26 protein-coding genes, 1 other RNA gene and 1 pseudogene are annotated in these 22,062 nt (G+C 69.0%); 17 read left to right on the top strand and 11 right to left on the bottom strand.

Annotated elements, in window-relative coordinates; all coding sequences use genetic code 11:
- The first annotated feature begins 148 nt into the window (after positions 1-148).
- The gene (locus tag OCGS_RS09765) at positions 149-421 is read left to right on the top strand and encodes a DksA/TraR family C4-type zinc finger protein (protein ID WP_007427078.1); all 273 of its coding nucleotides are present in this window, start codon (positions 149-151) and stop codon (positions 419-421) included.
- Positions 422-481: 60 nt separating this feature from the next.
- On the opposite strand, the gene OCGS_RS09760 is transcribed toward OCGS_RS09765, so the two are convergent.
- The 4 genes from OCGS_RS09760 to OCGS_RS09745 form a co-directional block, all read right to left on the bottom strand.
- Positions 482-1,222 (bottom strand): YebC/PmpR family DNA-binding transcriptional regulator, encoded by a 741-nt coding sequence (locus OCGS_RS09760; protein ID WP_007427077.1) that lies wholly within the window; start codon positions 1,220-1,222, stop codon positions 482-484.
- A gap of 54 nt (positions 1,223-1,276) precedes the next feature.
- A complete protein-coding gene (locus OCGS_RS09755) occupies positions 1,277-1,603 on the bottom strand; it encodes a hypothetical protein (protein WP_007427076.1) in 327 nt (108 codons plus the stop codon).
- The gene (locus tag OCGS_RS09750) at positions 1,603-3,381 is read right to left on the bottom strand and encodes an SLC13 family permease (protein ID WP_007427075.1); all 1,779 of its coding nucleotides are present in this window, start codon (positions 3,379-3,381) and stop codon (positions 1,603-1,605) included. Before OCGS_RS09750 ends, OCGS_RS09755 begins: the two co-directional genes overlap by 1 nt.
- A 69-nt stretch (positions 3,382-3,450) precedes the next feature.
- Positions 3,451-4,266 (bottom strand): TIGR00282 family metallophosphoesterase, encoded by an 816-nt coding sequence (locus OCGS_RS09745; protein WP_007427074.1) that lies wholly within the window; start codon positions 4,264-4,266, stop codon positions 3,451-3,453.
- A gap of 137 nt (positions 4,267-4,403) precedes the next feature.
- On the opposite strand from OCGS_RS09745, the gene OCGS_RS09740 reads away from it, so the two are divergent.
- A complete protein-coding gene (locus tag OCGS_RS09740; RefSeq protein WP_007427073.1) occupies positions 4,404-4,898 on the top strand; it encodes a copper chaperone PCu(A)C in 495 nt (164 codons plus the stop codon).
- 2 nt (positions 4,899-4,900) lie between these two features.
- On the opposite strand, the gene OCGS_RS09735 is transcribed toward OCGS_RS09740, so the two are convergent.
- On the bottom strand, positions 4,901-5,476 hold the full coding sequence (locus OCGS_RS09735; protein WP_007427072.1) for a 5-formyltetrahydrofolate cyclo-ligase: 576 nt from the start codon (positions 5,474-5,476) through the stop codon (positions 4,901-4,903).
- Positions 5,473-6,861, bottom strand: a complete 1,389-nt coding sequence (mgtE, locus tag OCGS_RS09730) for a magnesium transporter (protein WP_007427071.1) — start codon at positions 6,859-6,861, stop codon at positions 5,473-5,475. The genes OCGS_RS09735 and mgtE overlap by 4 nt, the downstream gene beginning before the upstream one ends.
- A gap of 119 nt (positions 6,862-6,980) precedes the next feature.
- Between mgtE and guaD the strand changes: the two genes are divergently transcribed.
- The 8 genes from guaD (at position 6,981) to rpmG (ending at position 12,858) form a co-directional block, all read left to right on the top strand.
- Positions 6,981-8,264 (top strand): guanine deaminase, encoded by a 1,284-nt coding sequence (gene guaD / locus OCGS_RS09725; protein ID WP_007427070.1) that lies wholly within the window; start codon positions 6,981-6,983, stop codon positions 8,262-8,264.
- Complete coding sequence (locus OCGS_RS09720; RefSeq protein WP_007427069.1) at positions 8,261-8,911, top strand: ceramidase domain-containing protein; 651 nt, start codon at positions 8,261-8,263, stop codon at positions 8,909-8,911. Before guaD ends, OCGS_RS09720 begins: the two co-directional genes overlap by 4 nt.
- 30 nt (positions 8,912-8,941) lie before the next feature.
- On the top strand, positions 8,942-9,229 hold the full coding sequence (gene gatC, locus OCGS_RS09715; protein ID WP_007427068.1) for an Asp-tRNA(Asn)/Glu-tRNA(Gln) amidotransferase subunit GatC: 288 nt from the start codon (positions 8,942-8,944) through the stop codon (positions 9,227-9,229).
- Complete coding sequence (gatA, locus tag OCGS_RS09710; protein WP_007427067.1) at positions 9,226-10,713, top strand: Asp-tRNA(Asn)/Glu-tRNA(Gln) amidotransferase subunit GatA; 1,488 nt, start codon at positions 9,226-9,228, stop codon at positions 10,711-10,713. Before gatC ends, gatA begins: the two co-directional genes overlap by 4 nt.
- Positions 10,714-10,750: 37 nt before the next feature.
- A complete protein-coding gene (locus OCGS_RS15095) occupies positions 10,751-11,521 on the top strand; it encodes a hypothetical protein (protein WP_007427066.1) in 771 nt (256 codons plus the stop codon).
- Positions 11,521-12,201 carry an N-acetylmuramoyl-L-alanine amidase gene (locus OCGS_RS09700; RefSeq protein WP_338009675.1) on the top strand — a complete coding sequence of 227 codons (681 nt, stop codon included), beginning with the start codon at positions 11,521-11,523 and terminating at the stop codon, positions 12,199-12,201. Before OCGS_RS15095 ends, OCGS_RS09700 begins: the two co-directional genes overlap by 1 nt.
- Before the next feature lie 11 nt (positions 12,202-12,212).
- An RNA gene (gene rnpB, locus OCGS_RS14600) (RNase P RNA component class A) lies at positions 12,213-12,588 on the top strand.
- A 102-nt stretch (positions 12,589-12,690) separates the two neighbouring features.
- Positions 12,691-12,858 (top strand): 50S ribosomal protein L33, encoded by a 168-nt coding sequence (gene rpmG, locus OCGS_RS09695; RefSeq protein ID WP_007427064.1) that lies wholly within the window; start codon positions 12,691-12,693, stop codon positions 12,856-12,858.
- Between the two features lie 71 nt (positions 12,859-12,929).
- On the opposite strand, the pseudogene OCGS_RS15565 reads toward rpmG, so the two are convergent.
- From OCGS_RS15565 to OCGS_RS09680, 3 genes and pseudogenes are all read right to left on the bottom strand, one after another.
- Positions 12,930-13,373: pseudogene (locus OCGS_RS15565) on the bottom strand (DUF6653 family protein).
- Positions 13,374-13,485: 112 nt separating this feature from the next.
- Positions 13,486-14,256: a Bax inhibitor-1/YccA family protein gene (locus OCGS_RS09685; RefSeq protein WP_007427061.1), complete on the bottom strand. Its 771-nt coding sequence runs from the start codon at positions 14,254-14,256 to the stop codon at positions 13,486-13,488.
- Between the two features lie 143 nt (positions 14,257-14,399).
- Positions 14,400-14,612: a DUF1127 domain-containing protein gene (locus tag OCGS_RS09680; protein ID WP_007427060.1), complete on the bottom strand. Its 213-nt coding sequence runs from the start codon at positions 14,610-14,612 to the stop codon at positions 14,400-14,402.
- Positions 14,613-14,741: 129 nt separating this feature from the next.
- Here OCGS_RS09680 and OCGS_RS09675 point away from each other — a divergent pair, with 129 nt between their 5' ends.
- Positions 14,742-15,596, top strand: a complete 855-nt coding sequence (locus OCGS_RS09675) for a LysR family transcriptional regulator (RefSeq protein ID WP_040610894.1) — start codon at positions 14,742-14,744, stop codon at positions 15,594-15,596.
- Here OCGS_RS09675 and OCGS_RS09670 read toward each other — a convergent pair.
- A complete protein-coding gene (locus OCGS_RS09670; protein WP_007427058.1) occupies positions 15,581-16,573 on the bottom strand; it encodes an NADPH:quinone oxidoreductase family protein in 993 nt (330 codons plus the stop codon). The genes OCGS_RS09675 and OCGS_RS09670 overlap by 16 nt on opposite strands.
- A gap of 211 nt (positions 16,574-16,784) precedes the next feature.
- On the opposite strand from OCGS_RS09670, the gene OCGS_RS09665 reads away from it, so the two are divergent.
- The 3 genes from OCGS_RS09665 (at position 16,785) to OCGS_RS14590 (ending at position 18,591) form a co-directional block, all read left to right on the top strand.
- Complete coding sequence (locus tag OCGS_RS09665) at positions 16,785-17,165, top strand: helix-turn-helix domain-containing protein (protein ID WP_040610878.1); 381 nt, start codon at positions 16,785-16,787, stop codon at positions 17,163-17,165.
- 71 nt (positions 17,166-17,236) lie between these two features.
- Positions 17,237-18,040, top strand: coding sequence for an inositol monophosphatase family protein (locus OCGS_RS09660; protein ID WP_007427056.1), 804 nt, complete (start codon positions 17,237-17,239; stop codon positions 18,038-18,040).
- A gap of 65 nt (positions 18,041-18,105) precedes the next feature.
- On the top strand, positions 18,106-18,591 hold the full coding sequence (locus OCGS_RS14590) for a CAP domain-containing protein (RefSeq protein ID WP_007427055.1): 486 nt from the start codon (positions 18,106-18,108) through the stop codon (positions 18,589-18,591).
- A 6-nt stretch (positions 18,592-18,597) separates the two neighbouring features.
- Here the strand turns inward: OCGS_RS14590 and OCGS_RS09650 are convergent, their stop codons facing one another.
- Entirely contained in the window at positions 18,598-19,077 is a 480-nt protein-coding gene (locus OCGS_RS09650; protein ID WP_007427054.1) for an MOSC domain-containing protein, read from the bottom strand.
- A 147-nt stretch (positions 19,078-19,224) separates the two neighbouring features.
- Here OCGS_RS09650 and rimK point away from each other — a divergent pair, with 147 nt between their 5' ends.
- The 3 genes from rimK to OCGS_RS09635 all read left to right on the top strand — a co-directional run bounded on the left by rimK (position 19,225) and on the right by OCGS_RS09635 (position 21,993).
- The gene (gene rimK / locus OCGS_RS09645) at positions 19,225-20,130 is read left to right on the top strand and encodes a 30S ribosomal protein S6--L-glutamate ligase (RefSeq protein ID WP_007427052.1); all 906 of its coding nucleotides are present in this window, start codon (positions 19,225-19,227) and stop codon (positions 20,128-20,130) included.
- A 101-nt stretch (positions 20,131-20,231) separates the two neighbouring features.
- On the top strand, positions 20,232-21,266 hold the full coding sequence (locus OCGS_RS09640; protein WP_007427051.1) for a succinylglutamate desuccinylase/aspartoacylase family protein: 1,035 nt from the start codon (positions 20,232-20,234) through the stop codon (positions 21,264-21,266).
- A gap of 61 nt (positions 21,267-21,327) precedes the next feature.
- A complete protein-coding gene (locus OCGS_RS09635; RefSeq protein WP_007427050.1) occupies positions 21,328-21,993 on the top strand; it encodes a hypothetical protein in 666 nt (221 codons plus the stop codon).
- Positions 21,994-22,062: the final 69 nt, after the last annotated feature.

The raw sequence follows: 22,062 nt of genomic DNA, 5'->3' as shown, positions 1-22,062 counted from the left end.
CGTTGCCGGGGTCTTCAACCCGCCGGCCGGGCGCCCCATCACGGAATCGTAAACAGATAGTTAACGATCGGGCAATCCTTTCCGTCCTCCGGGCCGGTCTTGTCCAGGGGCACCCGCCTGCCTACCTCAGGGTCAAAGGAGTGTCGGTATGGCCGGTGGATGGACGCGCGACGGCGCGGTGAACGAACAAATCGAGGCGTCGATCAGCGACGAGCTTGCCCGCCTGCGCGCGGCCCAGCGTCAGGCGACGGCCCCTTCGCGGACCCATTGCGCGGAATGCGAGGAACCGATCCCCGAAGCCCGGCGCGCCGCCCGTCCGGGCGTGCAGCTTTGCGTCGATTGCCAGTCGGCCCGCGATGCCCGCTACCGCCCTGCGGCGGGCTTCAACCGCCGCGGCAGCAAGGACAGCCAGTTGAAATAGCCGGGCCGCGCGACTTGTACGTTTCGGCCCGCGAAATGTACAATTTGTACGTTTCGGCCCTCAAAGCTGGGCCATCACCTCGTCCGACGTCTCGAAATTGGCGGTGACGTTCTGCACGTCGTCGTCGTCGTCCAGCGCATCCATCAGCTTCATCAGCTTCTGCATGCCTTCCAGATCCAGCTCTGTCGTGGTGCTGGGACGCCAGACCAGCTTGGTCGTCTCGCTTTCGCCCAACTGCTTTTCCAGCGCGGTCGAAACCTCGTTCAGGTCGGTGTCCGCGCACCAGATGACGTGCGATTCGTCATTGCTTTCAACGTCTTCCGCCCCGGCCTCGATGGCGGCCATCATCACCGTATCGGCATCCCCGACGCTGGCCGGATAGACGACCTGCCCCTTGCGGTCGAACATGAAAGACACGCTTCCCGTCTCGCCCAGATTGCCGCCGTTCTTGGTAAAGGTGGACCGCACCACCGACGCCGTGCGGTTGCGGTTGTCGGTCATCGCCTCGACGATGATCGCCACCCCCGACGGCCCATAGCCTTCATAGCGGATTTCCTCATAGTTCTCCGAATCCCCGCCGAGCGACTTTTTGATAGCCCGATCAATGACATCCTTGGGGACGCTGACGGCTTTCGCCTCTTTCACGGCCAGCCGCAGCCGCGGATTCTTGTCGGGATCGGGGTCGCCCATCTTGGCCGCGACGGTGATCTCCTTGGCCAGCTTCGAGAACAGCTTGGACCGCGCCGCATCCTGCCGTCCCTTGCGGTGCTGGATATTCGCCCATTTGGAATGGCCCGCCATCGTCGTTCTCTCCGTGTGAATGCGCCGCGTTATAAGGCACCCGGCCAGCCCCGTTCAAGGGGATCGCGGCCCGTATCCCAGCACCCCCGAAGGCGGCGCGACCGTCACCCACGGATCCGCCGCCACCGGCCCCAGCGGCACCCGCGCGCGGTTCGCGGGGCGCAGCACTGCCACCGGCCAGGGGTGCGGACACCCGGCCAGCACCCCGGTCCATCCGCCCGCCCCCGCGGGCCTGACGGCGGTGCAAAGCGCCCCGTCGCTGGCCTCCACCGTCACCGTGTCGCGGTAAAGCGTCACCCGCGCCGGCACCGCTTCGCGCGGCGCGATAGCCGTGGTCGACGCGCAGCCGGCCAGTGTTATCAACAGGATAAGCGCCCGCATCAGACCGGCCAGATCAGCGGGATGACCAGCGACGCGGTCAGACCCAGCAGGATGTTCAGCGGAATGCCCACCCGCAGGTAATCGGTGAACTTGTATCCCCCCGGCCCGAAGACCAACATGTTCGTCTGGTATCCGATAGGCGTGGAAAACGCGGCCGAGGCCGCGAACATCACCGCCACCACCAGCGGGCGCGGGTCGATGCCCAGCGCCAGCCCCAGCTCGATGGCGATCGGGGTCAGGATGACGCCCACCGCGTTGTTGCTCACCATCTCGGTCAGGGTCGAGGCGATCAGATAGATGCACAGGATCACCGCGACAGGCGGCAGCCCGGTCAAAAACGGCTCCAGCCACGTGACCAGCAGCGCGACGGCGCCCGATTCCTGCAACCCCGCCCCTACGGCCAGCATGGCGAAGATCAGCGCCAGCAACCGCCCCTCGACGAACGAAAACGCCTCGTCCGCGTCGATGCAGCGCGCCAGCAGGATCACCGCGACCGCCACGACGGCCACCCCCAGGATCGGCGCGACGCCCAACGCCGCCAGGATCACCACGCCCGCCAGCGCCCCCAGCGCGACGGGCGCCTTGCTGCGGCGATAGGCCTGGTCCGTCGGGCGCGAGATGTCGAGCAGCTCCATATCCTGCGCCAGCCGCTGAATGTCGCCCGGCGCGCCTTCCAGCAGCAGCGTATCGCCCACACGGACCACCACATCGTCCAGTTGCCGGCCGATATTCTGGTTCCGCCGATGCACCGCCAAGGGATAGACGCCATACCGCCGCCGCAGCCGCATCGCGCCCAGGCTGCGCCCGATCATCCGGCAACCGGGCGAGATCAGCACCTCAACCGTCTCCGTCTCGACCGAGCTCAGCTTCTCGACGGCGTTCAGGTCCGAGTTCTGGCGGATGCTCAGCAATTCGGCCATCTCGGTGCGCAGCACGACACGGTCGCCATCCTCCAGCACCACCGATTTCAGATCGCGCCGCAGCGACGCGTCGCCCCGCAGCACGTCGATGACGCGCACGCCTTCGGGCTTGAACAAATCTATCTCCAGCACCGGCTGCCCGGCCAGCGGCGATCCCTGCGGCAGCACGACTTCGGTGAAATACTTCATTCGCCGCCGGTCGCTCAGCATGACGCCGATGGATTGCCGTTCGGGCAGCAGATGCCGGCCGATCACCGCCATATAGACGGCGCCGATGGCCACCTGAAGAATCCCCAGGGGCGCAATCTCGAATATGGAAAAGGCTGCCAGCCCCTGCGCCCGCGCCACCCCGTCCACCAGCAGGTTGGTCGAGGTGCCGATCAGCGTGATCGTCCCCCCCAGGATCGCCGCATAGCTGAGCGGGATCAACAGCTTGCTGGGGGCCACGCCCAGCCGCTTGGCCAGTTGCACGAAGACCGGGATCATCACCACCACGACCGGCGTGTTGTTCATGAATGCCGATGCCGCGGCCACCGCCAGCAGGCTGGCGATCAGCACGGTCGCGGGGTTCTTGGCGGCGTTGCGGTCGGCCAGTTCGGTCAGCGATTGCAGCGCGCCCGTCCGCACCAGACTGCCCATCACCAGGAACATCGCGGCGATGGTCCAGGGTGCGGGGTTCGACAGCACGGCCAGCCCCGCCTCGTAGGGCAGCAAGCCCAGCGCGAAAAGCAGGGCGGCGCCGCCGATGGCCACCACCTCGGTCGGATAGGTCTCGCGCGCGAAAAGGACGAACATCCCTATCACGATGCCGAAGCTCAGCAGTGCGGCCACGGTGGGATCGAAAGCGAAGGGAAGCATGGGGCGCCTTGGTGATCCGCAAACGCGCCGACCTTAGCGACCGCCGCCGCGCGCGCAAGGCGGGACGCGTCAGTCGGGGCCGCTGGCCGCCAGCCGCCCGCCCTGCCGCACCATCGCCACGCGCACCGCCTTGCCGGTGGCATCGTCGGTTTCGACGAACAGCCCCGACAGGGTGGCGGCGCCGGTCGCGGGCTCGAACCGGGCCTTGGGCATCCCGGTGACGAAGCGGCGCAGGGGCTCGGCCTTGTCCATGCCGATGACGCTGTCGTAATCGCCGCACATCCCCGCATCGGTCAGATAGGCCGTGCCGCCGGACAGGATCGTCGCGTCGGCCGTCGGCACATGGGTATGCGTGCCCACGACGACGCTGGCCCGCCCGTCGCAGAAATGCCCCACGGCCATCTTTTCCGACGTCGCCTCGCAATGGATATCGACCAAAGCCGCCTGCACCGCGCCGCCCAGGGGCGCGTTGCGCAGCACACCGTCCAGGGCCGAGAAGGGATCGTCGAAGGGCCGCTTCATGAAGACCTGCCCCAGCGCCTGCGCCACCAGAACGCGCCGCCCACCCGGCGCCTCGAACACCCGCGCCCCGCGTCCCGGCGCGGCCTTGGAAAAGTTGAGCGGACGGATGATGCGCGGCTCGGTCCCGGCGAAATCCAGCATGTCCTTCTGGTCGAAGGCGTGATCGCCCAGCGTCAGCACGTCGGCGCCCGCCTCCAGCAGGCCGCGCGCATGGGCCACCGACAGCCCCGCCCCGCCCGTGGCGTTCTCGCCATTGACGACGACGAAATCCAGCCGCCATTCGACCCGCAGGCGCGGCAGCGCGTCGGCCACGGCCCCGCGTCCCGCGCGGCCCATCACATCGCCGAGAAAAAGCAGTCTCATGCCCCCGCGATAGAACCTGGCGCCAGCGGGAACAAGGGCGTGACGGCTTTCCGGGCGCGTGCGGCTGCGCTAGGACGGCGGCAGGGCCCGCCGGTGCGACTCGCCCGCGACCCGTCCGAACCAACAGGATGCCTTCGATGACCCTTCTGCGTTCCGCCCTTGCGGCTGCCTTCCTCGCCCTGCCGATCCCGGCGCTGGCCCATGATTTCGCCGCCGGTGATCTGGCCATCGGGCATCCGATGATCCTGGAAACCACGCCGGTCGCCAAATCCGCCGGCGGCTATCTGACAGTGACGAACAACGGCGACACGCCCGACCGCCTGATCGGCATCGAGGGCGACATCGCCAAGCTGGAACTGCACGAGACCGTCAGCGCCGACGGCATCGCCCGGATGGAACCGCGTCCCGACGGGTTCGAGATCGCGCCGGGCGAGACGCTGACGCTGGCGCGCGGCGGCAAGCACGTGATGTTCATGGGCCTGCAATCGCCGCTTTCCGCGGGCGATACCGTCGATGCCGTGCTGATCTTCCGGCAGGCGGGCCGCGTGCCCGTCACCTTCGACGTCGAGGCGCCGGGCGACGGTGCCGCGATGGACCACGGCGGCATGGACCACGGCGCGCCGACGAACTGAGCCTATCCGGGCGGGGCCGGCGGTTCCGCCCGATCCCGGCCGCCCGGCACGATCCATTCGCGTTCTGTCGCGATCGCGTCCAGCGGCGCGTCGTGCGGCCCCACCGGCACCGCCGCCACCTCCTGCGCGGCAAAGGCAAAGCCCCAGGCCCGCACCGGACCGGCCGCGCGCAAGGCCGCCAGCGTCCGGTCGTAATAGCCGCCGCCATAGCCCAGCCGCTGCCCCCGCCGGTCGAAGGCCAGCAGCGGCACGATCAGCAGATCGGGCACCAGCCAGTCGCCATCCGCAGGCACCGCCACCCCGAACGGCCCGCGTTCCAGCGTGCAGCCCGGAATCCACCGCCGGAACCGCAGCGGCAGGCCCCGCCCGACCATCACCGGCACGCAGACCGGCACCGACAGGGCCGCCATCGCCGGGCGGGGGTCGATCTCGGACCCGATAGGCAGGAACCCGGCCACGACCGACGCGTCCGCAACCGCCAGCCGCGCGGCCAGCAGGTCGGCATCGCCCGGTCCCGGCTGGACTGCCGCGCGCCGCGCCTCGGCCGCGCGGCGCGCCGTCGCCTTGGCGTCGGTCACAGCAGCACGATGGCCGCAAGGCCCAGGAACGCGAAGAACCCCACCACATCCGTCACCGTGGTCACGAACGCGCCCGAGGCCAGCGCCGGGTCGATCCCCAGCCGGTCCAGCGTCAGCGGCACCAGCACCCCCGCCAGCCCCGCGACCAGCAGGTTGATGACCATGGCCGCCCCCAGCACCACGCCCAGCATCGGCAGCCCGAACCAGATCGTGCCGATGACGCCCATGATGACGGCGAAGACCGCGCCGTTGATGCCCGCCGCCACCACCTCGCGCCGCAGGACGCGCAGCGCGTTGTTGCCGGTCAGGTCGCGCGTCGCCAGGCCCCGCACCGCCACCGTCATCGACTGCGTGGCCGCGTTGCCGCCCATCGACGCGACGATGGGCATCAGCACCGCCAGCGCCACCAGCGCCGCCAGCACCTCGTCGAACTGCGAGATCACCACCGATGCGAGGATCGCGGTGCCGAGGTTGACAAGCAGCCACGGAAACCGCTGCCGCGCGATCTGAAGCGTGCGGTCGGCGATGCTTTCGTCGCCCACCCCCGCCAGCAGCAGCAGGTCTTCCTCGTTCTCCTCGTTCATCACGATCATCGCGTCGTCGATGGTGATGACGCCGACCAGCCGCCCCGCATCGTCCACCACCGGGGCGGAAATCAGGTGATACTGGTTGAACGCATAGGCCACGTCCTCCTCGTCCTGGGTGGCGGGGATGGTGCGGAAGCTGGGTTCGACCAGATCCGCCAGCGGCGTCACCCGGTCGGCGGCCATCAGCTTGCCCAGCGTGACATGGCCGACGGGCCGGTGACGCGGATCAACCAGAACGACGTGATAGAACTGGTCGGGCAGATCGTCGCTGGCGCGCAGATGGTCGATGGCGTCGCCCACCGTCCAGCGTTCGGGCGCCGTCACGACCTCGCGCTGCATCAGCCGCCCGGCGGACTGGTCGGGCCAGGCCATCGCGCGTTCGACCGCGACCCGGTCCGACGCTTCCAGAACCTCCAGGATGGCTTCCTGCGTCGGTTCGTCCAGATATTCCAGCAGGTCGACGACATCGTCGGATTCAAGCTCGCGCACGGCATCGGTCAGCACGTCGGGGGCCAGCGCGCCGATCACGTCCTCGCGGATGCTGTCGTCCAGCTCCGACAGGATCTCGCCGTCGAACTCCCGCCCGTAGAGCGCGATCAGCCGATGCCGCGGCCCTTGATCGAGCTGTTCCAGCAGATCCGCGATGTCGGCGGGGTGCAGCGGCTCCATCAGCGCGGTCAGGCGCGGGGCGTCGCCCTGCTCCACCGCATCGCGGATCTCGCGCATCGCGTCCGGGGACAGCGCATAGGCGTCCTCGTCGTCGCGCAGGGCGTCGTCGGTCGGCGGGGCGTCGGCCATGGCATCTCCTTCCTGCGGGGTTGCCAGCGTTCTAGGGCCATTCGCGGCGCCGCGCCAGCCGCCGCCTTGCCGTCCCGCGCCACCATGCGCTAGGCCATGACGACCGGCAGGAGGGCAAGATGGCGGAACTGATCCTTGGGCGCGTGCTGGACATCGCCGCCGACCCCTTCGCCTCCCCTCCCGAGGATTGCGCGCGCCTGCATGACGGCATCGTCATCGACGGCGGCCGGATCGTGGCGCTGGGCGCTGCCGCCGCCTTGCGCGCCTCGCACCCCGCCGCCCGCGTCACCGACATGGGCCGCGCGCTGATCCTGCCGGGGTTCATAGATGCCCACATGCACTATCCGCAGACCGGCATCGTCGCCAGTTGGGGAAAGCGGCTGATCGACTGGCTGAACACCTATACCTTCCCCGAGGAGATGCGGTTCGCCGATCCCGCCCATGCCCGCGCCCAGGCCGACCTGACGCTGGATCTGGCGCTGGCCAACGGCACCACCAGCCTGTGCAGCTATTGCACGATCCACCCCGCCAGCGTGGACGCGTTCTTTCAGGCCGCCGAGGCGCGGGGCATGGCCGTTGCGGCCGGCAAGACCTGCATGGACCGCAACGCGCCCGAAGGGCTGCGCGACACCGCGCAATCGGCCTATGACGACAGCAAGGCGCTGCTCGACCGCTGGCACGGACGGGGCCGCGCGACCTATGCGATCACGCCGCGCTTCACTCCCACATCGTCGCCCGACCAGCTTGCCGCGCTGGGCGCGCTCTGGTCCGAACGGCCCCTGGCGCTGATGCAGACCCATCTGAGCGAACAGGTGGACGAGGTCGCCTGGGTCCGCGACCTGCATCCGCAGGCGCGCGATTACCTCGATACCTACGAATCGTCCGGCCTGCTGGGCGACCGCGCGCTTTTCGGCCATGCGATCCACCTGACCGACCGGGAACGGCGTCGGCTGGCCGAGACCGGCGCCGCGCTGATCCATTGCCCGACATCGAACACCTTCATCGGATCGGGCCTGTTCGATACCGCCGCACGGCGGGCCGACGGCATCAATGTGGGGCTGGCCACCGATACCGGGGGCGGATCGTCCTTTTCGATGCTGCGCACGATGGCATCCGCCTACGAGGTCGGCCAGCTTGCCGGCACCGCCCTGCATCCTGTGCAGCTTTTGTGGCTGGCCACCGCCGGATCGGCCCGCGCCATGCACCTGTCGGATCGCATCGGCACGCTGGCCCCGGGCAGCGACGCCGATCTGGTGGCGCTCGATCTGGCCTCGACCCCTGCCATCGCGCAACGCACCAACCGGGCGAACGACCTTTGGGAAGCGGTCTTTCCGACCATCATGATGGGCGACGACCGTGCCGTCGCGGGCGTCTGGGTGGCGGGCGAACGGGTGGCGCGATGACCTGGACCGACCCCATCGACGCCTATTGCGAACGGCTCGGCCCCGGCTACTGGGCCGAACCCGTCAACGCGCTGACCAACCTCGCCTTCATCGTCGTGGCGCTCTGGCTCTGGCGGCGGGCCGAGGGGGCGGAACGGGTGCTCTGCCTTCTGCTGCTGGCAATCGGCGTCGGATCGTGGCTGTTCCATACCCATGCGACGCCCTGGGCCGCCGCGGCCGACACCCTGCCGATCCTGGCCTTCATCCTGACCTATCTCTGGGTCGCGAACCGCCGCCTGCTCTACTGGCCGGCCTGGGGGGCGACGCTGGGCGCGGCGGCGTTCGTGCCCTATGCGCTGGCGGCGGCGATGGCGTTCGACCTGCTGCCGTTCTTCGACATCTCGGCCGTCTACTGGCCCTTGCCGCTGCTGATCGTCGCCTATGGCATCGTCCTGCGCCGCCGGATGCCGGGCGTGGCCAAGGGGTTCTGGGCCGGGGCGGCGATCCTGTCGGTCTCGCTGGTCTTCCGCTCGCTCGACGGGGCCGTCTGCCCGGCCTTCCCGATGGGCACGCATTTCGCGTGGCATCTGTGCAACGCGGTGATGCTGGGCTGGATGATCACCGTGCTGCGCCGCCACCGCCTTGATGCCACCGGCACGTGGCGCTAAACGCGGCCCGATCACGCCCGAGGGAACGACATGTCCATCGACACCGATACCGCCGCCCGTGTGGCCCGCCTCGCCCGCATCCGCGTGGCGCAGGACGACTTGCCCGCGCTGGCATCCGAGTTCAACGCCATCCTCGGCTTCATCGAGCAGTTGAACGAGGTCGATGTCGAGGGCGTCGAACCGATGGTCAGCGTCACGCCGCAGCGGCTCAAGCGGCGCGACGACGTGGTGACAGACGGCGACCGGCAGGCGCAGATCCTCGCCAATGCGCCCGATGCGCGCGAAGGGTTCTTCGCCGTCCCGAAGGTGGTCGAATGACCGCCCCGAACGACCTGACCGTCGCCGCCGCCCGCGACGCGCTGCGCCGGGGCGACCTGACCGCCGTTGACGTGACGCGATCCTGCCTCGACGCCATCGACGGGGCGGACGCGCTGAACGCCTTCGCCCACCGCACACCCGATCTGGCGATGGACCGGGCGCGCGCGGCCGATGCGCGGCTGAAGGACGGGAACGCGCCCGACCTCTGCGGCATCCCGCTGGGCATCAAGGATCTGTTCTGTACGCAGGGCGTTCCCGGCCAGGCCGGCAGCCGCATCCTGCAAGGGTTCCGCCCCGAATACGAATCGACCGTGACGGCCCGGCTGCGGGATGCGGGCGCGGTGATGCTGGGCAAGCTCAACATGGACGAGTTCGCCATGGGGTCCAGCAACGAAACCAGCGTCTACGGCCCCGCCGTGAACCCATGGCGCCGGGCGGGCGACGACACCGCGCTGACGCCGGGCGGATCGTCGGGCGGTTCGGCGGCGGCGGTCGCGGCGGGACTGTGCCTGGCCGCGACCGGCACCGATACCGGCGGGTCCATCCGCCAGCCCGCCGCCTTCACCGGCATCACCGGGCTGAAACCTACCTATGGCCGCTGTTCGCGCTGGGGCATCGTCGCCTTCGCGTCCTCGCTGGATCAGGCCGGCCCGATGACGCGCGACGTGCGCGACGCGGCGATCCTGCTGGGTGCGATGGCGGGCCACGATCCGCTGGACAGCACCAGCGCCGACCTGCCCGTGCCCGATTTCGAGGCCGCGCTCAAAGGCGACATTCGCGGCAAGGTCATCGGCATCCCCGGCGAATACCGCATGGACGGGATGCCGGACGCCATCGACGCGCTGTGGCGGGACGGCATCGCCATGATGAAGGATGCCGGGGCCGAGATCCGCGACATCAGCCTGCCGCACACGAAATACGCGCTGCCCGCCTATTACGTCATCGCGCCCGCCGAAGCGTCCAGCAACCTTGCCCGCTACGACGGCGTGCGCTTCGGCCATCGCGCCACGCTCGACCAGGGCGACGGCATCACCGAGATGTATGAAAAGACCCGTGCCGAAGGCTTCGGCGACGAGGTCAAGCGCCGCGTCATGGTCGGCACCTACGTTCTGTCGGCGGGCTTCTACGACGCCTATTACAACCGCGCGCGCAAGGTCCGCACCCTGATCAAGCGCGATTTCGACCGTGCCTTCGCCGATGGCGTCGATGCCATCCTGACGCCCGCCACGCCCTCGCCCGCCTTTGCGCTGGGGGCTATGCAGGACGCGGATCCGGTGCAGATGTATCTCAACGACGTGTTCACCGTCACCGTCAATCTGGCCGGACTGCCCGCCATCGCCTTGCCCACTGGGCAGGACGGCGCCGGCCTGCCGCTGGGCCTGCAACTGATCGGACGGCCCTGGGGCGAGGCGGAACTGCTCGACGCGGCATATTCACTCGAACGTGCGGCGGGATTCGTGGCCAGACCCGATCGTTGGTGGTAGAACGCTGTCTGTCCGATCGAGGCCGGGGAACGGAACGATGCACATTCATGCCGGTTGCGCCCTTCTGGTCGCCGCTCTGGGACTTGCCTCCTGCGCGCCCTCGACGCCCGCCAGGTTCGCCGACACGCCGCCGCCTGCCGGGGTGGGGTTCGGCGATTACGGCAGCTACGAGGCCGCGCGCGTTGCCCGCGAACGCGATCTGGCCGGGGTGCCCGTCGCGCCCTTCACCCCCGTGCCCACGGTGCCGCCCGGCGCGGCCCCGGTCATCGGCGCGGACGAACTGGCGCGCGCGGGCCTGCCCACGGCCGGCGCCTCTGCCTTCCCGGCCGCCGATCCGATCCAGTCCGCGCCGCTGGCGCCCGCCGTTCCGGCGGCCCCGCTTGCCCCCGCCGCCCCCGTGGTGGTCGATGTGAACAATCCCGGCATTTCCGACGAAAACAACTTTGCCGCCGTCAGCGCGCGCGAGACGATCGAATCGGATGCCGAACGCATCGCCCGCAACCGCGAGGCGTATCAGGTCATCCAGCCCACCGCCCTGCCGACCCGCGACGGGCCGAGCGGCCCGAACGTGGTCGAATTCGCGCTGAACACGTCGAACGCCGTCGGACAGCGGATCTATTCGCGCGGCGGGCTGAACCAGAAGGCCAAGTTCGACCGCAACTGCGCCAAATATCCGTCCCCCGACAAGGCGCAGCAGGATTTCCTGTCGCGCGGCGGACCCGACCGCGACCGTCTGGGCCTTGACCCCGACGGCGACGGGTTCGCCTGCTACTGGGATCCGGCGCCGTTCCGGGCCGCGCGCAACTGATCCTCGACCGGCCGTCGCCTAACCACGGGCCCCGCCGCGACGGCGCTCGGCCGCGCCTGATCGTTCTGCACTACACCGCGATGGCCAGCGCCGAGGCCGCGCTCGACCGCCTTTGCGACCCCGTGGCGCAGGTTTCCGCGCATTGGCTGATCGCCGAGGACGGGCGCCTGTTCCGCCTGGTTCCCGAGGACCGCCGCGCCTGGCATGCGGGTGCCGGAGCATGGGGCGCCGTCACGGATGTCAATTCGCATTCGCTTGGGGTCGAGCTGGCCAATGACGGTGCGGCGCCCTTCCCCGCCCCGCAGATGGCCGCGCTCGAGTCGCTGCTGCGCGGCACGATGGCCCGCTGGCGCATCCCGCCTGCCGGAATCATCGGCCATTCGGATTGCGCCCCCTGTCGCAAGGCCGATCCCGGCCCCCGATTCGACTGGGCGCGCCTGGCGCGCAACGGTCTGGCCCTGCCGACGCCCCAAGGCTGTGCGGATGGCGACGATGCCGCCTTCGTCGCGGCGATGCGGCGCGCGGGCTATACCGCCACCGGCGATCTGCCGCATCTGCTGGCCGCCCTGCGCCTGCGCCATCGCCCCTGGGCCAAGGGGCCCCGCGACGCGCGCGATACGGGCATCGCGCTGGGTCTCGCCGCGCGCTTGCCCGTTGACCCCGCCCGCAGCCCCGCCTAGGTCGGGGGCGCGCGGATGGCTGGATGGCCGCTGGGGCTTAGGCACCAGAGGAAAGTCCGGACTCCAGGAAGACACGGTGCCGGGTAACGCCCGGGCGGGGCAACCCGACGGAAAGCGCCACAGAAAACAGACCGCCGTTCCTCGGGACGGTAAGGGTGAAACGGTGGGGTAAGGGCCCACCGGGGGGCCGGCAACGGTCCCCGCACGGCAAGCCCCACCGGGAGCAATGCCGAATAGGGATCCTGCGGCGCTCGTCGCCAGGCCGCTTTCGCCCAAGGATCCGGGTAGGCAGCATCAGCCCGTCGGCAACGCCGGGCGCAGAGGAATGGCCATCCATCCGGCAGCGATGCCGGGGGACAGAATCCGGCTTACAGGCCATCCGCGCATCCCATCCGCCGCTTGGCGGTTGACACCGCCCGCGCCGGGGTTAGAAGGCGGCTTCAGCATGTTTTCCGGGATGGCCTTCGGTCCCCGATCGAGGAGAGAGAGATGGCGAAACCCACCACCATCAAGATCCGCCTGAACTCCACGGCGGATACCGGCCACTTCTATGTGACCAAGAAGAACGCCCGCACGATGACCGAGAAGATGGTCATCAAGAAATACGACCCCGTGGCGCGCAAGCATGTTGATTACAAGGAAGGCAAGATCAAGTAGGTCAGCCGTCCACCGATTGCCGCCGGGGCCGCGCCGCAGGGTGCGGCCTTTTGCGTTTCAGCCCCCGGCGATCACCGGCCGCCGCGATCCTGCCAAAGCCGCACCATCCGGTCGATGAACCACAGCTTCGCGCCCAGCGTCAGGGTAAGCCCGCCCAGCACCGCCCATCCGTTCAGAAGGACAAGTCTATAGGCCAGCACGACCGCGCCCAGCGCCGCTGCCCAGGTCAGACTATGGGCCGTCCGCAGATGCCGCGGCGGTATCGCGCGTTGCTTGCTGTCCAGTAACAGCCGCTCGCCCAGAACGCCCTTCGAGGCCTAGTTGTCCAGCGACGCCAGCGCGCCGAACAGGCGCGGGCTCGCGAAGGTCCAGATCAGCGCCAGCAGCAGCGGGACGATTGCCCACCAGCCGATCCAGACCCGCGACCAGACGGCGAGGGCGATCAGCGGCAGGCAGGTGAAGCGGCTGTAGACGCTCAGCGGGTTGGCGTGACGCCGCCATGCGGAATCGTCCATCCGCATCAGACGTTCGGTCCGGCGATAGAAATCCCCGCCGCGCAACTCATCCCCGCCCATGAAAAAGGGCCGGTGTCCCCACCGGCCCCCCGTCCCGCCTATGTCCCCGCGATCATTCGCGATTGCCGAGGAAGCTCAGCAGGAACATGAACAGATTGATGAAGTTCAGATACATGGTCAGCGCGCCCATGATCGCCGACTTGTCCAGCCATTCGCGGTCCATCTGCGACGCATGGCTGATATAGTCCGTCTTGATGCGCTGCGTGTCATAGGCCGTCAGACCCGCGAAGATCAGCACGCCCAGCGCCGAGATGGCGAACATCAGCGACGACGACACCAGGAAGATGTTGACGATCGACGCGATGATCAGGCCGATCACGCCCATGATCAGGAACGACCCCCAGGCCGAGATGTCCTTCTTCGTGGTATAGCCCCAAAGCGAGAGCCCCGCGAAGGACGCCGCGGTGATGAAGAACGTCTGCGCGATGCTGACCCCCGTATAGACGAGGAAGATCGACGACAGCGACAGGCCCATCAGCACGGCGAACGCATAGAAGAACAGTTGCGCGCCCGCGGCCGAGATGCGGTTGATGACCGCGCCGAACGCAAAGACCATGATCAGCGGCGCGAACAGGATCAGCCAGCGCAGCGGCGAGGCATAGATCGCCTGCCCGAACGCGGTCAGATACGTGTCGCCGGCCACCTGCGCGACGGTCGCGATGTCGGACGTGGCTAGCCCGGCAAAGGCCCAGGCCGCCAGCCCGGTGATGAAGATGCCCACGGACATGGTGCCGTAGACCTTGGACATATGGGCGCGAAGCCCCTGATCGATCTCGGCGGTGCGGGCACCCACACCGGCGCGGATCGTCTGATGTTGAGCCATGGATCGCCTCCGAAAAACTGACTTGTCGGGCGCCATCCGTCGAACGGCCGCAACCCTTGGTCCCGATATTGGCAGAAGGGACGCGCGTTACAAGGTCACGGAAGGGTGAAACCGGGCTAAAATCGGCGCGATTGCGACGATATTCAGCGGCGCCATGTCGCAGGCGCGTCCCAGACCGGGCGCGACGCCTCGGCCCGTGCCTGCTGCGCCGTCAATCCCAGGTCGCGCAGCCGCCCGGCATCCAGCGCCGCCAGCGCATGACGCTGACGGTAAAGCGACTGCCAGTCCGCCAGACGCTCCAGCAACGGGCGGCGGGGGGCCGTCGCGTGCGAAAGGGTGCGGGTCATGCTGGTCATGTCTAAACCTCATTCCTCGTATGCACGTGATGCAAAGCCGCGTTCGTATCACGTATGACGATGGATATGGGGTGCGGGATCGTATAGGGAAAGTGAATGTTTTTGACGGCCCCCATCAAGGAAGCTGATATGCCCCGCAACCTCGACCTGACCGCCCTGCGCTCGTTCGTGGCCGTTGCCGAAAAGGGCGGCGTCACGCGGGCCAGCGGGTTTCTGAACCTGACGCAATCCGCCGTCTCGATGCAGCTCAAGCGGCTGGAGGATGCGCTGGCCGTGCCGCTGCTGGACCGCAGCGCCCGCACCATCGCGCTGACCGCCACCGGCGAGCAGCTTCTGGCCTATGCCAGACGGATGCTGGAACTGAACGACGAGGTGATCGGCCGCCTGACCGCCGACGCCTATGAAGGCAAGGTCGTGCTGGGCGTGCCCTACGACATCGTCTATCCGCTGACCCCCCGCGTCCTGCGCGCCTTCGCGCTGGAATTTCCCCGCGTGAAGGTGCAGCTCATCTCGTCCAACACCGCGACGCTGAAGCCGATGTTCGCCCGCGGCGAGGCCGATTTCATCGTCACGACCGAGGACATCCTGCCCGAAGGCGCGCAGCGGCTGGCCACCGTGCCGCTGGTCTGGATGGGCGCGCAGAACGGCACCGCCTATCGACAGCGCCCGCTGCGCCTTGCCCACACGACGCAATGCATCTTCCGCCGCGGCGCGCAGGAGGCGCTGGACCGCGCCGGCATCGCCTGGGAATCGGCCGTCGAATCCATTGCTGCCCGCGCGGCCGAGGCGCTGGTTTCCGCCGATCTGGCCGTCTGCGCCGGGCTGGCGGGGGCTGAACCGCCCTTCGCCGAACGGCTAGGGTCGGGCAGCGGCCTGCCGGAACTGGCGGCGCAGAACATCAACCTTTACTGCCGCGACACCGGGGCGGGGCCGGTCTTCGACACGATGGAACGCCTTTTGCGCCAGCATTACGAAGCGATGTGACCGCCTCCGTCGCACCGGATCACCACCTTGCCGGTGGATGCGCGCCGGTGCAGCATATCCAGCCCCTCGGCTGTCCTTTCCAACGGCAGGACGTGGCTGACATGCGGCCGCAACCCGCCCTGCCCGTACCAGTCCAGCAACGCCGCCAGACTGTCGCGCATCACGCCGGGCGCAAAGCCCGCATAGCCGCCCCAGTAGAATCCGATCGCATCCACGTTCTTCACCAGCAGATGATTCGCCGCCAGCCGGGGCAAATCGCCGCTGGCGAACCCGATCAGCAGATGCCGCCCCTCGGGCCGCAGCGCGCGCAACGCCGCCGCACCCAGATCGCCGCCCACCGCGTCATAGACCACGTCCGCGCCGCCCAGGCCCCGCAGCGCGTCGCGCAGACCGTCTCCGTCCATCGCCGCGCTGTCCAGCAGGTGTCGCGCCCCCGCCTGTCGGGCAATGTCCAGCTTGTCCGCGCCGCGCGCCACCGCGATCACCTCGGCCCCCAGCCGCGCGCCGATCTCCACCGCGGTCAGACCGACGCCGCCCGCCGCCCCCAGCACGACCAGCCTTTCGCCGCGCGTCAGCCGTCCGCGCCGCGCCAGCGCCAGATGCGACGTGCCATAGGCGACAAGGAACGCCGCCGCCTGCTCGAACGGCATCGAATCGGGCAGAACGACCGCCCGGTCCGCATCGAAGACGCCCTGCTCGGCCAGCCCGCCCTGTCCCGAAAAGACCGCCACCCGGCTGCCGAAGGCCGGCCCCGCCACGCCCGCGCCCAGCGCCGTGACCGTTCCGGCCAGCTCCATCCCCATCGTGAAGGGCAGGTCGGGCTGGTCCTGATACTGCCCCTTCGCCATCAGCAGATCGGCGAAATTCAGCCCACAGGCCGCGATCCGCACGGCGATCTGCCCCGGTCCCGGCGACGGCGCGGGAATCTCGGCCAGCGCGGGCGGCATGCCCGTCTCGGTCAGTCGAAAAGCGCGCATGAAACCCCTTTCCTGCGGTTGCGCCACCGTCTTGCCGGAACCTGTTGCCGTGTGCCACCGTATTGACATGGGGGGGTCACGGCCAGGTCACGCGACGCCTTCATGCACGGGCCACGGTCTCTCCGGCCCGCGGACCTGTCCATAAAGGCAGGTTGCGGGAATGGTTGTTTGAGGGTCTTTGAAGGTCAGCGCATAGTTGTGAGGAACGCAGATGAAGCACCCGGTTGACGTCCATGTCGGTAAGCGGATTCGTCACCGCAGGTGGATGGTCGGCATGACCCAGCAGCAACTGGCGCAAAAGGTCGGCATCAAGTTCCAGCAGATCCAGAAATACGAGACCGGCATGAACCGCGTCAGCGCCTCCCGCCTGTGGGACATTGCCGACGCGCTGGACGTGCCCGTGGCGTTCTTCTTCGAAGGGATGGACCAGCCCGACGGCGACGCGCCCGCCACCGACAACGAAGGATCCGTGCGGCGCGACATCCTGGCGGACCGCGAGGCGCTGGAACTCGTGCGCTCCTACTATGCCATCCCCGAAACGCAGCGCCGCCGCCTGTTCGAACTGGCCCGCGTCCTCAGCGACGTGGCCTGACGCGACCCGGCGGCCTTGACCGGGCCGCCCCCCGACGCTAGCGCGGCCCCATCCCGATGCCGGAGCCGCGCATGACCCGCACCGATCCCGCCCTTCTGACGGATCTGGCCCGCACCGCGCTGGCCATGGCCGATGCCGCGCGCCCCGCCGTCCTGGCGCATTTCCGCCGGCGAGACCTCGCCGCCAGCTCCAAGGAAGCCGACCGTTTCGATCCCGTCACCGAAGGCGACCGCGCCTGCGAACGCGCCCTGCGCGACGCGCTGGCCCGCCTGCGCCCCGACGACGCGGTCCTGGGCGAAGAATACGGCGCGACCCCCGGCACCAGCGGCCTGACCTGGATCCTTGATCCCATCGACGGCACCCGCGCCTATCTCTCGGGCGCGCCAAGCTGGGGCGTTCTGATCGCCGTGGCCGACGATGCTGGCCCCATCCTCGGCCTCATCGACCAGCCCTGGACAGGCGAGCGGTTCTTCGGCGGCCCCGATGCCGCCTGGCTCGATTCGCCGCATGGCCGCGTGCCGCTGGCCACGCGCCGCCGGACGCTGGACGATGCGACGCTGTTCAGCACCTTCCCCGAAATCGGCACCCCGTCCGACCGCGCGGCGTTCGACCGCGTGGCGGCGCAGGTGCGGCTGACACGCTACGGCCTGGATTGCTATGCCTACGGCCTGCTCGCCGCCGGGCATATCGACTTGGTGGTCGAGGCGGGACTGCAAAGCTACGACATCGCCGCACCCCTCGCCGTGGTGAAGGCCGCGGGCGGCGTCGTCACCGACTGGCGCGGCGGTCCCGTTTGGCGGGGCGGCAATGTCGTCGCCGCCGGCTGCCCCGAACTCCACCGCAAGGTGCTGGACCTGCTGGCAACCGCCGGTTGATTGCAACCGGACGGCGATCCGGTGTTTATGGCCCGGTTCTTCATGGCCTGCTCGAAAGGTCCGCGATGCGCCGTCTCGCCCCCCTCCTCCTCGCCCCGCTTCTGGCCGGTTGCTTCGTCGTGGTCCCCGTCCCCGTCACGGTCCCCGTCCCGACCGTCCGAACGACGCCCGCCGCCACGCAACCCGTCGGCGCGCCCGACGCCTCGGCCCTCAACGCCTACCGCCGACAGGCCGGGTTGACCCCGCTGGCGCCCAACCCCAAGCTCGCCCGCGCCGCCCGCGCCCATGCGCAGGACATGGCCGACCGCGCCTATTTCGCCCATCGCAGCCCCGAGGGCGCGACCCACGGCACCCGCATCAGGGCCGCCGGCTATGCGCCCTGCGGCGCCGCCGAGAACATCGCCGAAGGGCTGAAATCCCGCGCGGATGCGATGGCCGCCTGGATGGACTCGCCCGGCCACCGCCGCAACATGCTGCATCCCCGGATGCGCGAATACGGCTATGCCCAGGTGGGGCGCAAACAGGTGCTGGTCCTCGCCACCCCCTGCTGAACGCCGTCAGCCATCGGCAGACCCCACGCCGTCGCCCACCGCGATCCGCCCCGGCCGCACGACGCTGGCATACCACCCGCCATGCCCCCGCACGGCGCTGTAGCCGCCCGGCCCGAACGTCTCCTCCATCCGCGAACAGGGCGGGCACGGCCCCTCGACATGCACCACCGCACCGCCGATGCGCAGATCGCCCTTGCGGAACCCCGCCAGGTTGATGCCCGACACCAGCACGTTGCGCCGCAGATCCTCGGGCCGCACCGTGTCCCGGCCCAGCAGCGCCGCGATGACCGGCAGGTGTTCCGCCTGCACCAGCGTCAACGCCCGCTTGCCCACCCGCGCGTGATCGCCGCGCAGCCCGTCCTCGTCCAGATCGGCCACCCCTATGGCCTCGACCGGGCGGCGCCGCACGGGCCGCAAGCCGATCCACGCGACCCGCCCCGGCCGTGCATGGCGGCGCATCATCGCCGCCAGCCCCGTCACCTCCATGCTGTCACCGCGCCGCCCCCGATCCACCCGTACCGCATGATCGTCCCCCGCCCTTGCCGCCAATCGCCCACCCCGCCTTCCGGTTCCTGCTGGCCGTCGCGCCGTTTCGCGTCCATCATGCGCGGCACCCGACAGGAAGGTCAGCCCATGAAGATCGCCATGATGGCGCAGAACGCCAACCTCTATTCCCACCAGCGGCTGAAAGAGGCGGCCGAGGCGCGCGGCCACGACTTCACCATCATCAAGACGCTCGGCTGCTACATGAACATCGCCAGCCGCCGCCCCGAAGTTTGGTATAACGGTGAAAAGCTGCCGCAATTCGACGCCGTCATCCCCCGCATCGGCGCGTCGATCACCTTCTACGGCCTCGCTGTCCTGCGCCAGTTCGAGATGCAGGGCACCTATCCGCTGAACGAATCCGTCGCCATCGGCCGCAGCCGCGACAAGCTGCGCTCGATGCAGCTCATGGCGCGCGACGGCATCGGCCTGCCCGTCACCACCTTCGCCCACGACCCGCGGCAGACCGACGCGGTGCTGAAACTGGCCGGCGGCGCGCCCGCCGTGATCAAGCTGCTCGAAGGCACCCAGGGCATCGGCGTGGTGCTAGCCGATACCGACCGCAGCGCCAAATCGGTGATCGAGGCGTTCCGCGGCGCCAACGTCAACATCATGGTGCAGGAATTCATCAAGGAAGCGGGCGGCACCGACATCCGCGCGCTGGTCGTCGGCGGCAAGGTCATCGCCGCGATGAAGCGCACGGGGGCCGAGGGCGAGTTCCGCTCGAACCTGCATCGCGGCGGCAGCGCCCAGACCATCAAGATCTCGCCCGAGGAACGCGCCACCGCCATCCGCGCCGCCAAGTCCATGGGCCTCAACGTCTGCGGCGTGGACATGCTGCGCGCCAATCACGGCCCCGTCGTGATGGAGGTGAACTCCTCGCCGGGTCTCGAAGGCGTGGAAAAGGCCACGGGCATCGACATCGCGGGCAAGATCGTCGAATTCATCGAGAAGAACGCCGCCCACGGCAAGACCCGCACCGTCGGCAAGGGCTAGACCGGCGGCGGGCGGCCGATCCCCGCGCCGCCCGTGCCGATCCGTCCCGCCCTTCATCTTTCCCCAAATACCCGTTCCAACCGTTCCGCAGGCACCGCCCGATGACCAGACCACCCTTCCAGATCGGCGATGTCGAGGTTCCGCCCGGCACGGCGCGCATCGTCGATCTGCCGGTTTCCGTCCTCAGCGACCACACGCCCGTCACCATGTCGGTGCAGGTCGTTCACGGCCGCCGCCCTGGCCCTGTGCTTTTCGTCAGCGCCGCCGTCCACGGGGACGAGGTGATCGGCGTCGAGATCGCCCGCCGCCTGCTGCGCGCACCGCAACTGGCCGCCATCGCCGGCACGCTTCTGGTCGTGCCCATCGTCAACACGTTCGGCTTTCTCAACCAGTCGCGCTATATGCCCGACCGGCGCGACCTGAACCGCTGCTTTCCCGGCAGCGAGGCGGGATCGCTCGCCAGCCGCCTCGCGCATCTTTTCATGACCGAGGTGGTGGGCCGCGCCGATTTCGGCATCGACCTGCATTCCGCCGCCCTGCACCGCACGAACATGCCGCAGATCCGTGTCTCAGCCAGCAACGACGCTACGCTGCAACGGGCCGAGGCGTTCGGCGCCCCGGTCATCGTGCGCGCGAAACTGCGCGATGGCAGCCTGCGCGCCGCCGCCCGTGCCCGCGGCGTCGACATCCTGCTCTACGAGGCGGGCGAGGCGCTGCGCTTCGACGAATTGTCGGCCCGCGTCGGCGTGTCGGGCATCCTGCGCGTCATGCACGCGATGGGCATGATCGGCGCGCGCGGCCTGCCCCGCCGCCGCGCCGCCCCCATCGTCACGCGCGACAGCGCCTGGATCCGCGCGCCCGCCGGCGGCCTGCTGCGCTGTTTCCGGCAGACCGGCGACGGGGTCGAGGCGGGCACCCCGCTTGCCATCGTGTCCAACCCCTTCGGCGATAGCGAGGTCGAGATCGCCGCCCCCGGCCCCGGCATCGTGTTGGGCCGCGCGATGATGCCGGTCGTCAACGAAGGCGACGCCGTCTATCACATCGCCGCCACCCAGGTCGATCCCGCCCCGCGTCTGGAACGCCTCGCAGCGGATCTGGAAGCCGACCCGATGTTCGACGAGGACGAGATTCTTTGAGGCTTGCCGGCAAGATACGAAAAGGTAAACTTTTCGTTAATTTCAACCTGGAGTATTCCTCATGCGCACGCCCCTCCTCGCCATCGCCCTCGCCGCCACCGCCGCCACAACCGCCCAAGCCGCCACGACGACGGTGACGTTCGACATGGAGATGGATCTGGATCCGATTACGATGTACGTGACCGGATGGGGGTTCGGTTCGCCCACTGTCGTCCCCGAAGGGGTCAACTGCACGACGACCGATGCCGATCCGCAGACACATGATTGCCGGGGCAGAGCGATCTTCCGCGACAACCGATACAACCTGCCTTTCCTAAGTCCATACGCTGCCAGGGCCAACGTCACGGCCTCGCTGACCGTGAACGATGCGAACGACGTTCTGGATTTCAGTTGCTCGGGGATCGCCGGCATCTGCGATACCTTCAGCCAGCCCTCCGCCTTCGCAAGCCTCTCTGCGGACCGCAGTTTCTTCAGCTTCTCCAGTACGGATGGCTCCATCGGTATGGCGGGTTTGTTCCCAGGCGGCTTCCGCTACTCGTCCGACGGGATCGTCTGGTTCACCTTGGGAACGACGAATTACAACACCGAACCAGGCTTCTTTCTCGACGTCTCCTACACCACCACCGACCTCACCATCACCCCGCCCCCCGTCGTTCCCCTTCCCGCGGGCGGCGTGCTGCTGGCGTCTGGGCTTCTCGCGCTCGGCCTGCGCCGCCGCCGGGGCTGACGCGGCCCGCCCGGTCGCGCCCCGCGCGGCCGGCCCCGCTGCCGACACCCCGATTGCCCCTGCCGCGCG

This window comes from Oceaniovalibus guishaninsula JLT2003 (assembly GCF_000299575.1).
Taxonomy (GTDB): domain Bacteria; phylum Pseudomonadota; class Alphaproteobacteria; order Rhodobacterales; family Rhodobacteraceae; genus Palleronia; species Palleronia guishaninsula.
This window is presented reverse-complemented; position numbering and strand designations above follow the sequence as displayed.

Coding starts and splice junctions, on each gene's coding strand:
- OCGS_RS09740 (WP_007427073.1), top strand. CDS start 4,404: ATGACCCTTCTGCGTTCCGCCCTTGCGGCTGCCTTCCTCGCCCTGCCG.
- gatC (WP_007427068.1), top strand. CDS start 8,942: ATGTCCATCGACACCGATACCGCCGCCCGTGTGGCCCGCCTCGCCCGC.
- OCGS_RS09745 (WP_007427074.1), bottom strand. CDS start 4,266: ATGAGACTGCTTTTTCTCGGCGATGTGATGGGCCGCGCGGGACGCGGG.
- OCGS_RS09765 (WP_007427078.1), top strand. CDS start 149: ATGGCCGGTGGATGGACGCGCGACGGCGCGGTGAACGAACAAATCGAG.
- OCGS_RS09635 (WP_007427050.1), top strand. CDS start 21,328: ATGCGCACGCCCCTCCTCGCCATCGCCCTCGCCGCCACCGCCGCCACA.
- OCGS_RS09660 (WP_007427056.1), top strand. CDS start 17,237: ATGACCCGCACCGATCCCGCCCTTCTGACGGATCTGGCCCGCACCGCG.
- guaD (WP_007427070.1), top strand. CDS start 6,981: ATGGCGGAACTGATCCTTGGGCGCGTGCTGGACATCGCCGCCGACCCC.
- rpmG (WP_007427064.1), top strand. CDS start 12,691: ATGGCGAAACCCACCACCATCAAGATCCGCCTGAACTCCACGGCGGAT.
- OCGS_RS09685 (WP_007427061.1), bottom strand. CDS start 14,256: ATGGCTCAACATCAGACGATCCGCGCCGGTGTGGGTGCCCGCACCGCC.
- OCGS_RS09750 (WP_007427075.1), bottom strand. CDS start 3,381: ATGCTTCCCTTCGCTTTCGATCCCACCGTGGCCGCACTGCTGAGCTTC.
- OCGS_RS09675 (WP_040610894.1), top strand. CDS start 14,742: ATGCCCCGCAACCTCGACCTGACCGCCCTGCGCTCGTTCGTGGCCGTT.
- OCGS_RS09640 (WP_007427051.1), top strand. CDS start 20,232: ATGACCAGACCACCCTTCCAGATCGGCGATGTCGAGGTTCCGCCCGGC.
- gatA (WP_007427067.1), top strand. CDS start 9,226: ATGACCGCCCCGAACGACCTGACCGTCGCCGCCGCCCGCGACGCGCTG.
- mgtE (WP_007427071.1), bottom strand. CDS start 6,861: ATGGCCGACGCCCCGCCGACCGACGACGCCCTGCGCGACGACGAGGAC.
- OCGS_RS09650 (WP_007427054.1), bottom strand. CDS start 19,077: ATGGAGGTGACGGGGCTGGCGGCGATGATGCGCCGCCATGCACGGCCG.
- OCGS_RS09680 (WP_007427060.1), bottom strand. CDS start 14,612: ATGACCAGCATGACCCGCACCCTTTCGCACGCGACGGCCCCCCGCCGC.
- OCGS_RS14590 (WP_007427055.1), top strand. CDS start 18,106: ATGCGCCGTCTCGCCCCCCTCCTCCTCGCCCCGCTTCTGGCCGGTTGC.
- OCGS_RS09665 (WP_040610878.1), top strand. CDS start 16,785: ATGAAGCACCCGGTTGACGTCCATGTCGGTAAGCGGATTCGTCACCGC.
- rimK (WP_007427052.1), top strand. CDS start 19,225: ATGAAGATCGCCATGATGGCGCAGAACGCCAACCTCTATTCCCACCAG.
- OCGS_RS09670 (WP_007427058.1), bottom strand. CDS start 16,573: ATGCGCGCTTTTCGACTGACCGAGACGGGCATGCCGCCCGCGCTGGCC.
- OCGS_RS09720 (WP_007427069.1), top strand. CDS start 8,261: ATGACCTGGACCGACCCCATCGACGCCTATTGCGAACGGCTCGGCCCC.
- OCGS_RS15095 (WP_007427066.1), top strand. CDS start 10,751: ATGCACATTCATGCCGGTTGCGCCCTTCTGGTCGCCGCTCTGGGACTT.
- OCGS_RS09755 (WP_007427076.1), bottom strand. CDS start 1,603: ATGCGGGCGCTTATCCTGTTGATAACACTGGCCGGCTGCGCGTCGACC.
- OCGS_RS09760 (WP_007427077.1), bottom strand. CDS start 1,222: ATGGCGGGCCATTCCAAATGGGCGAATATCCAGCACCGCAAGGGACGG.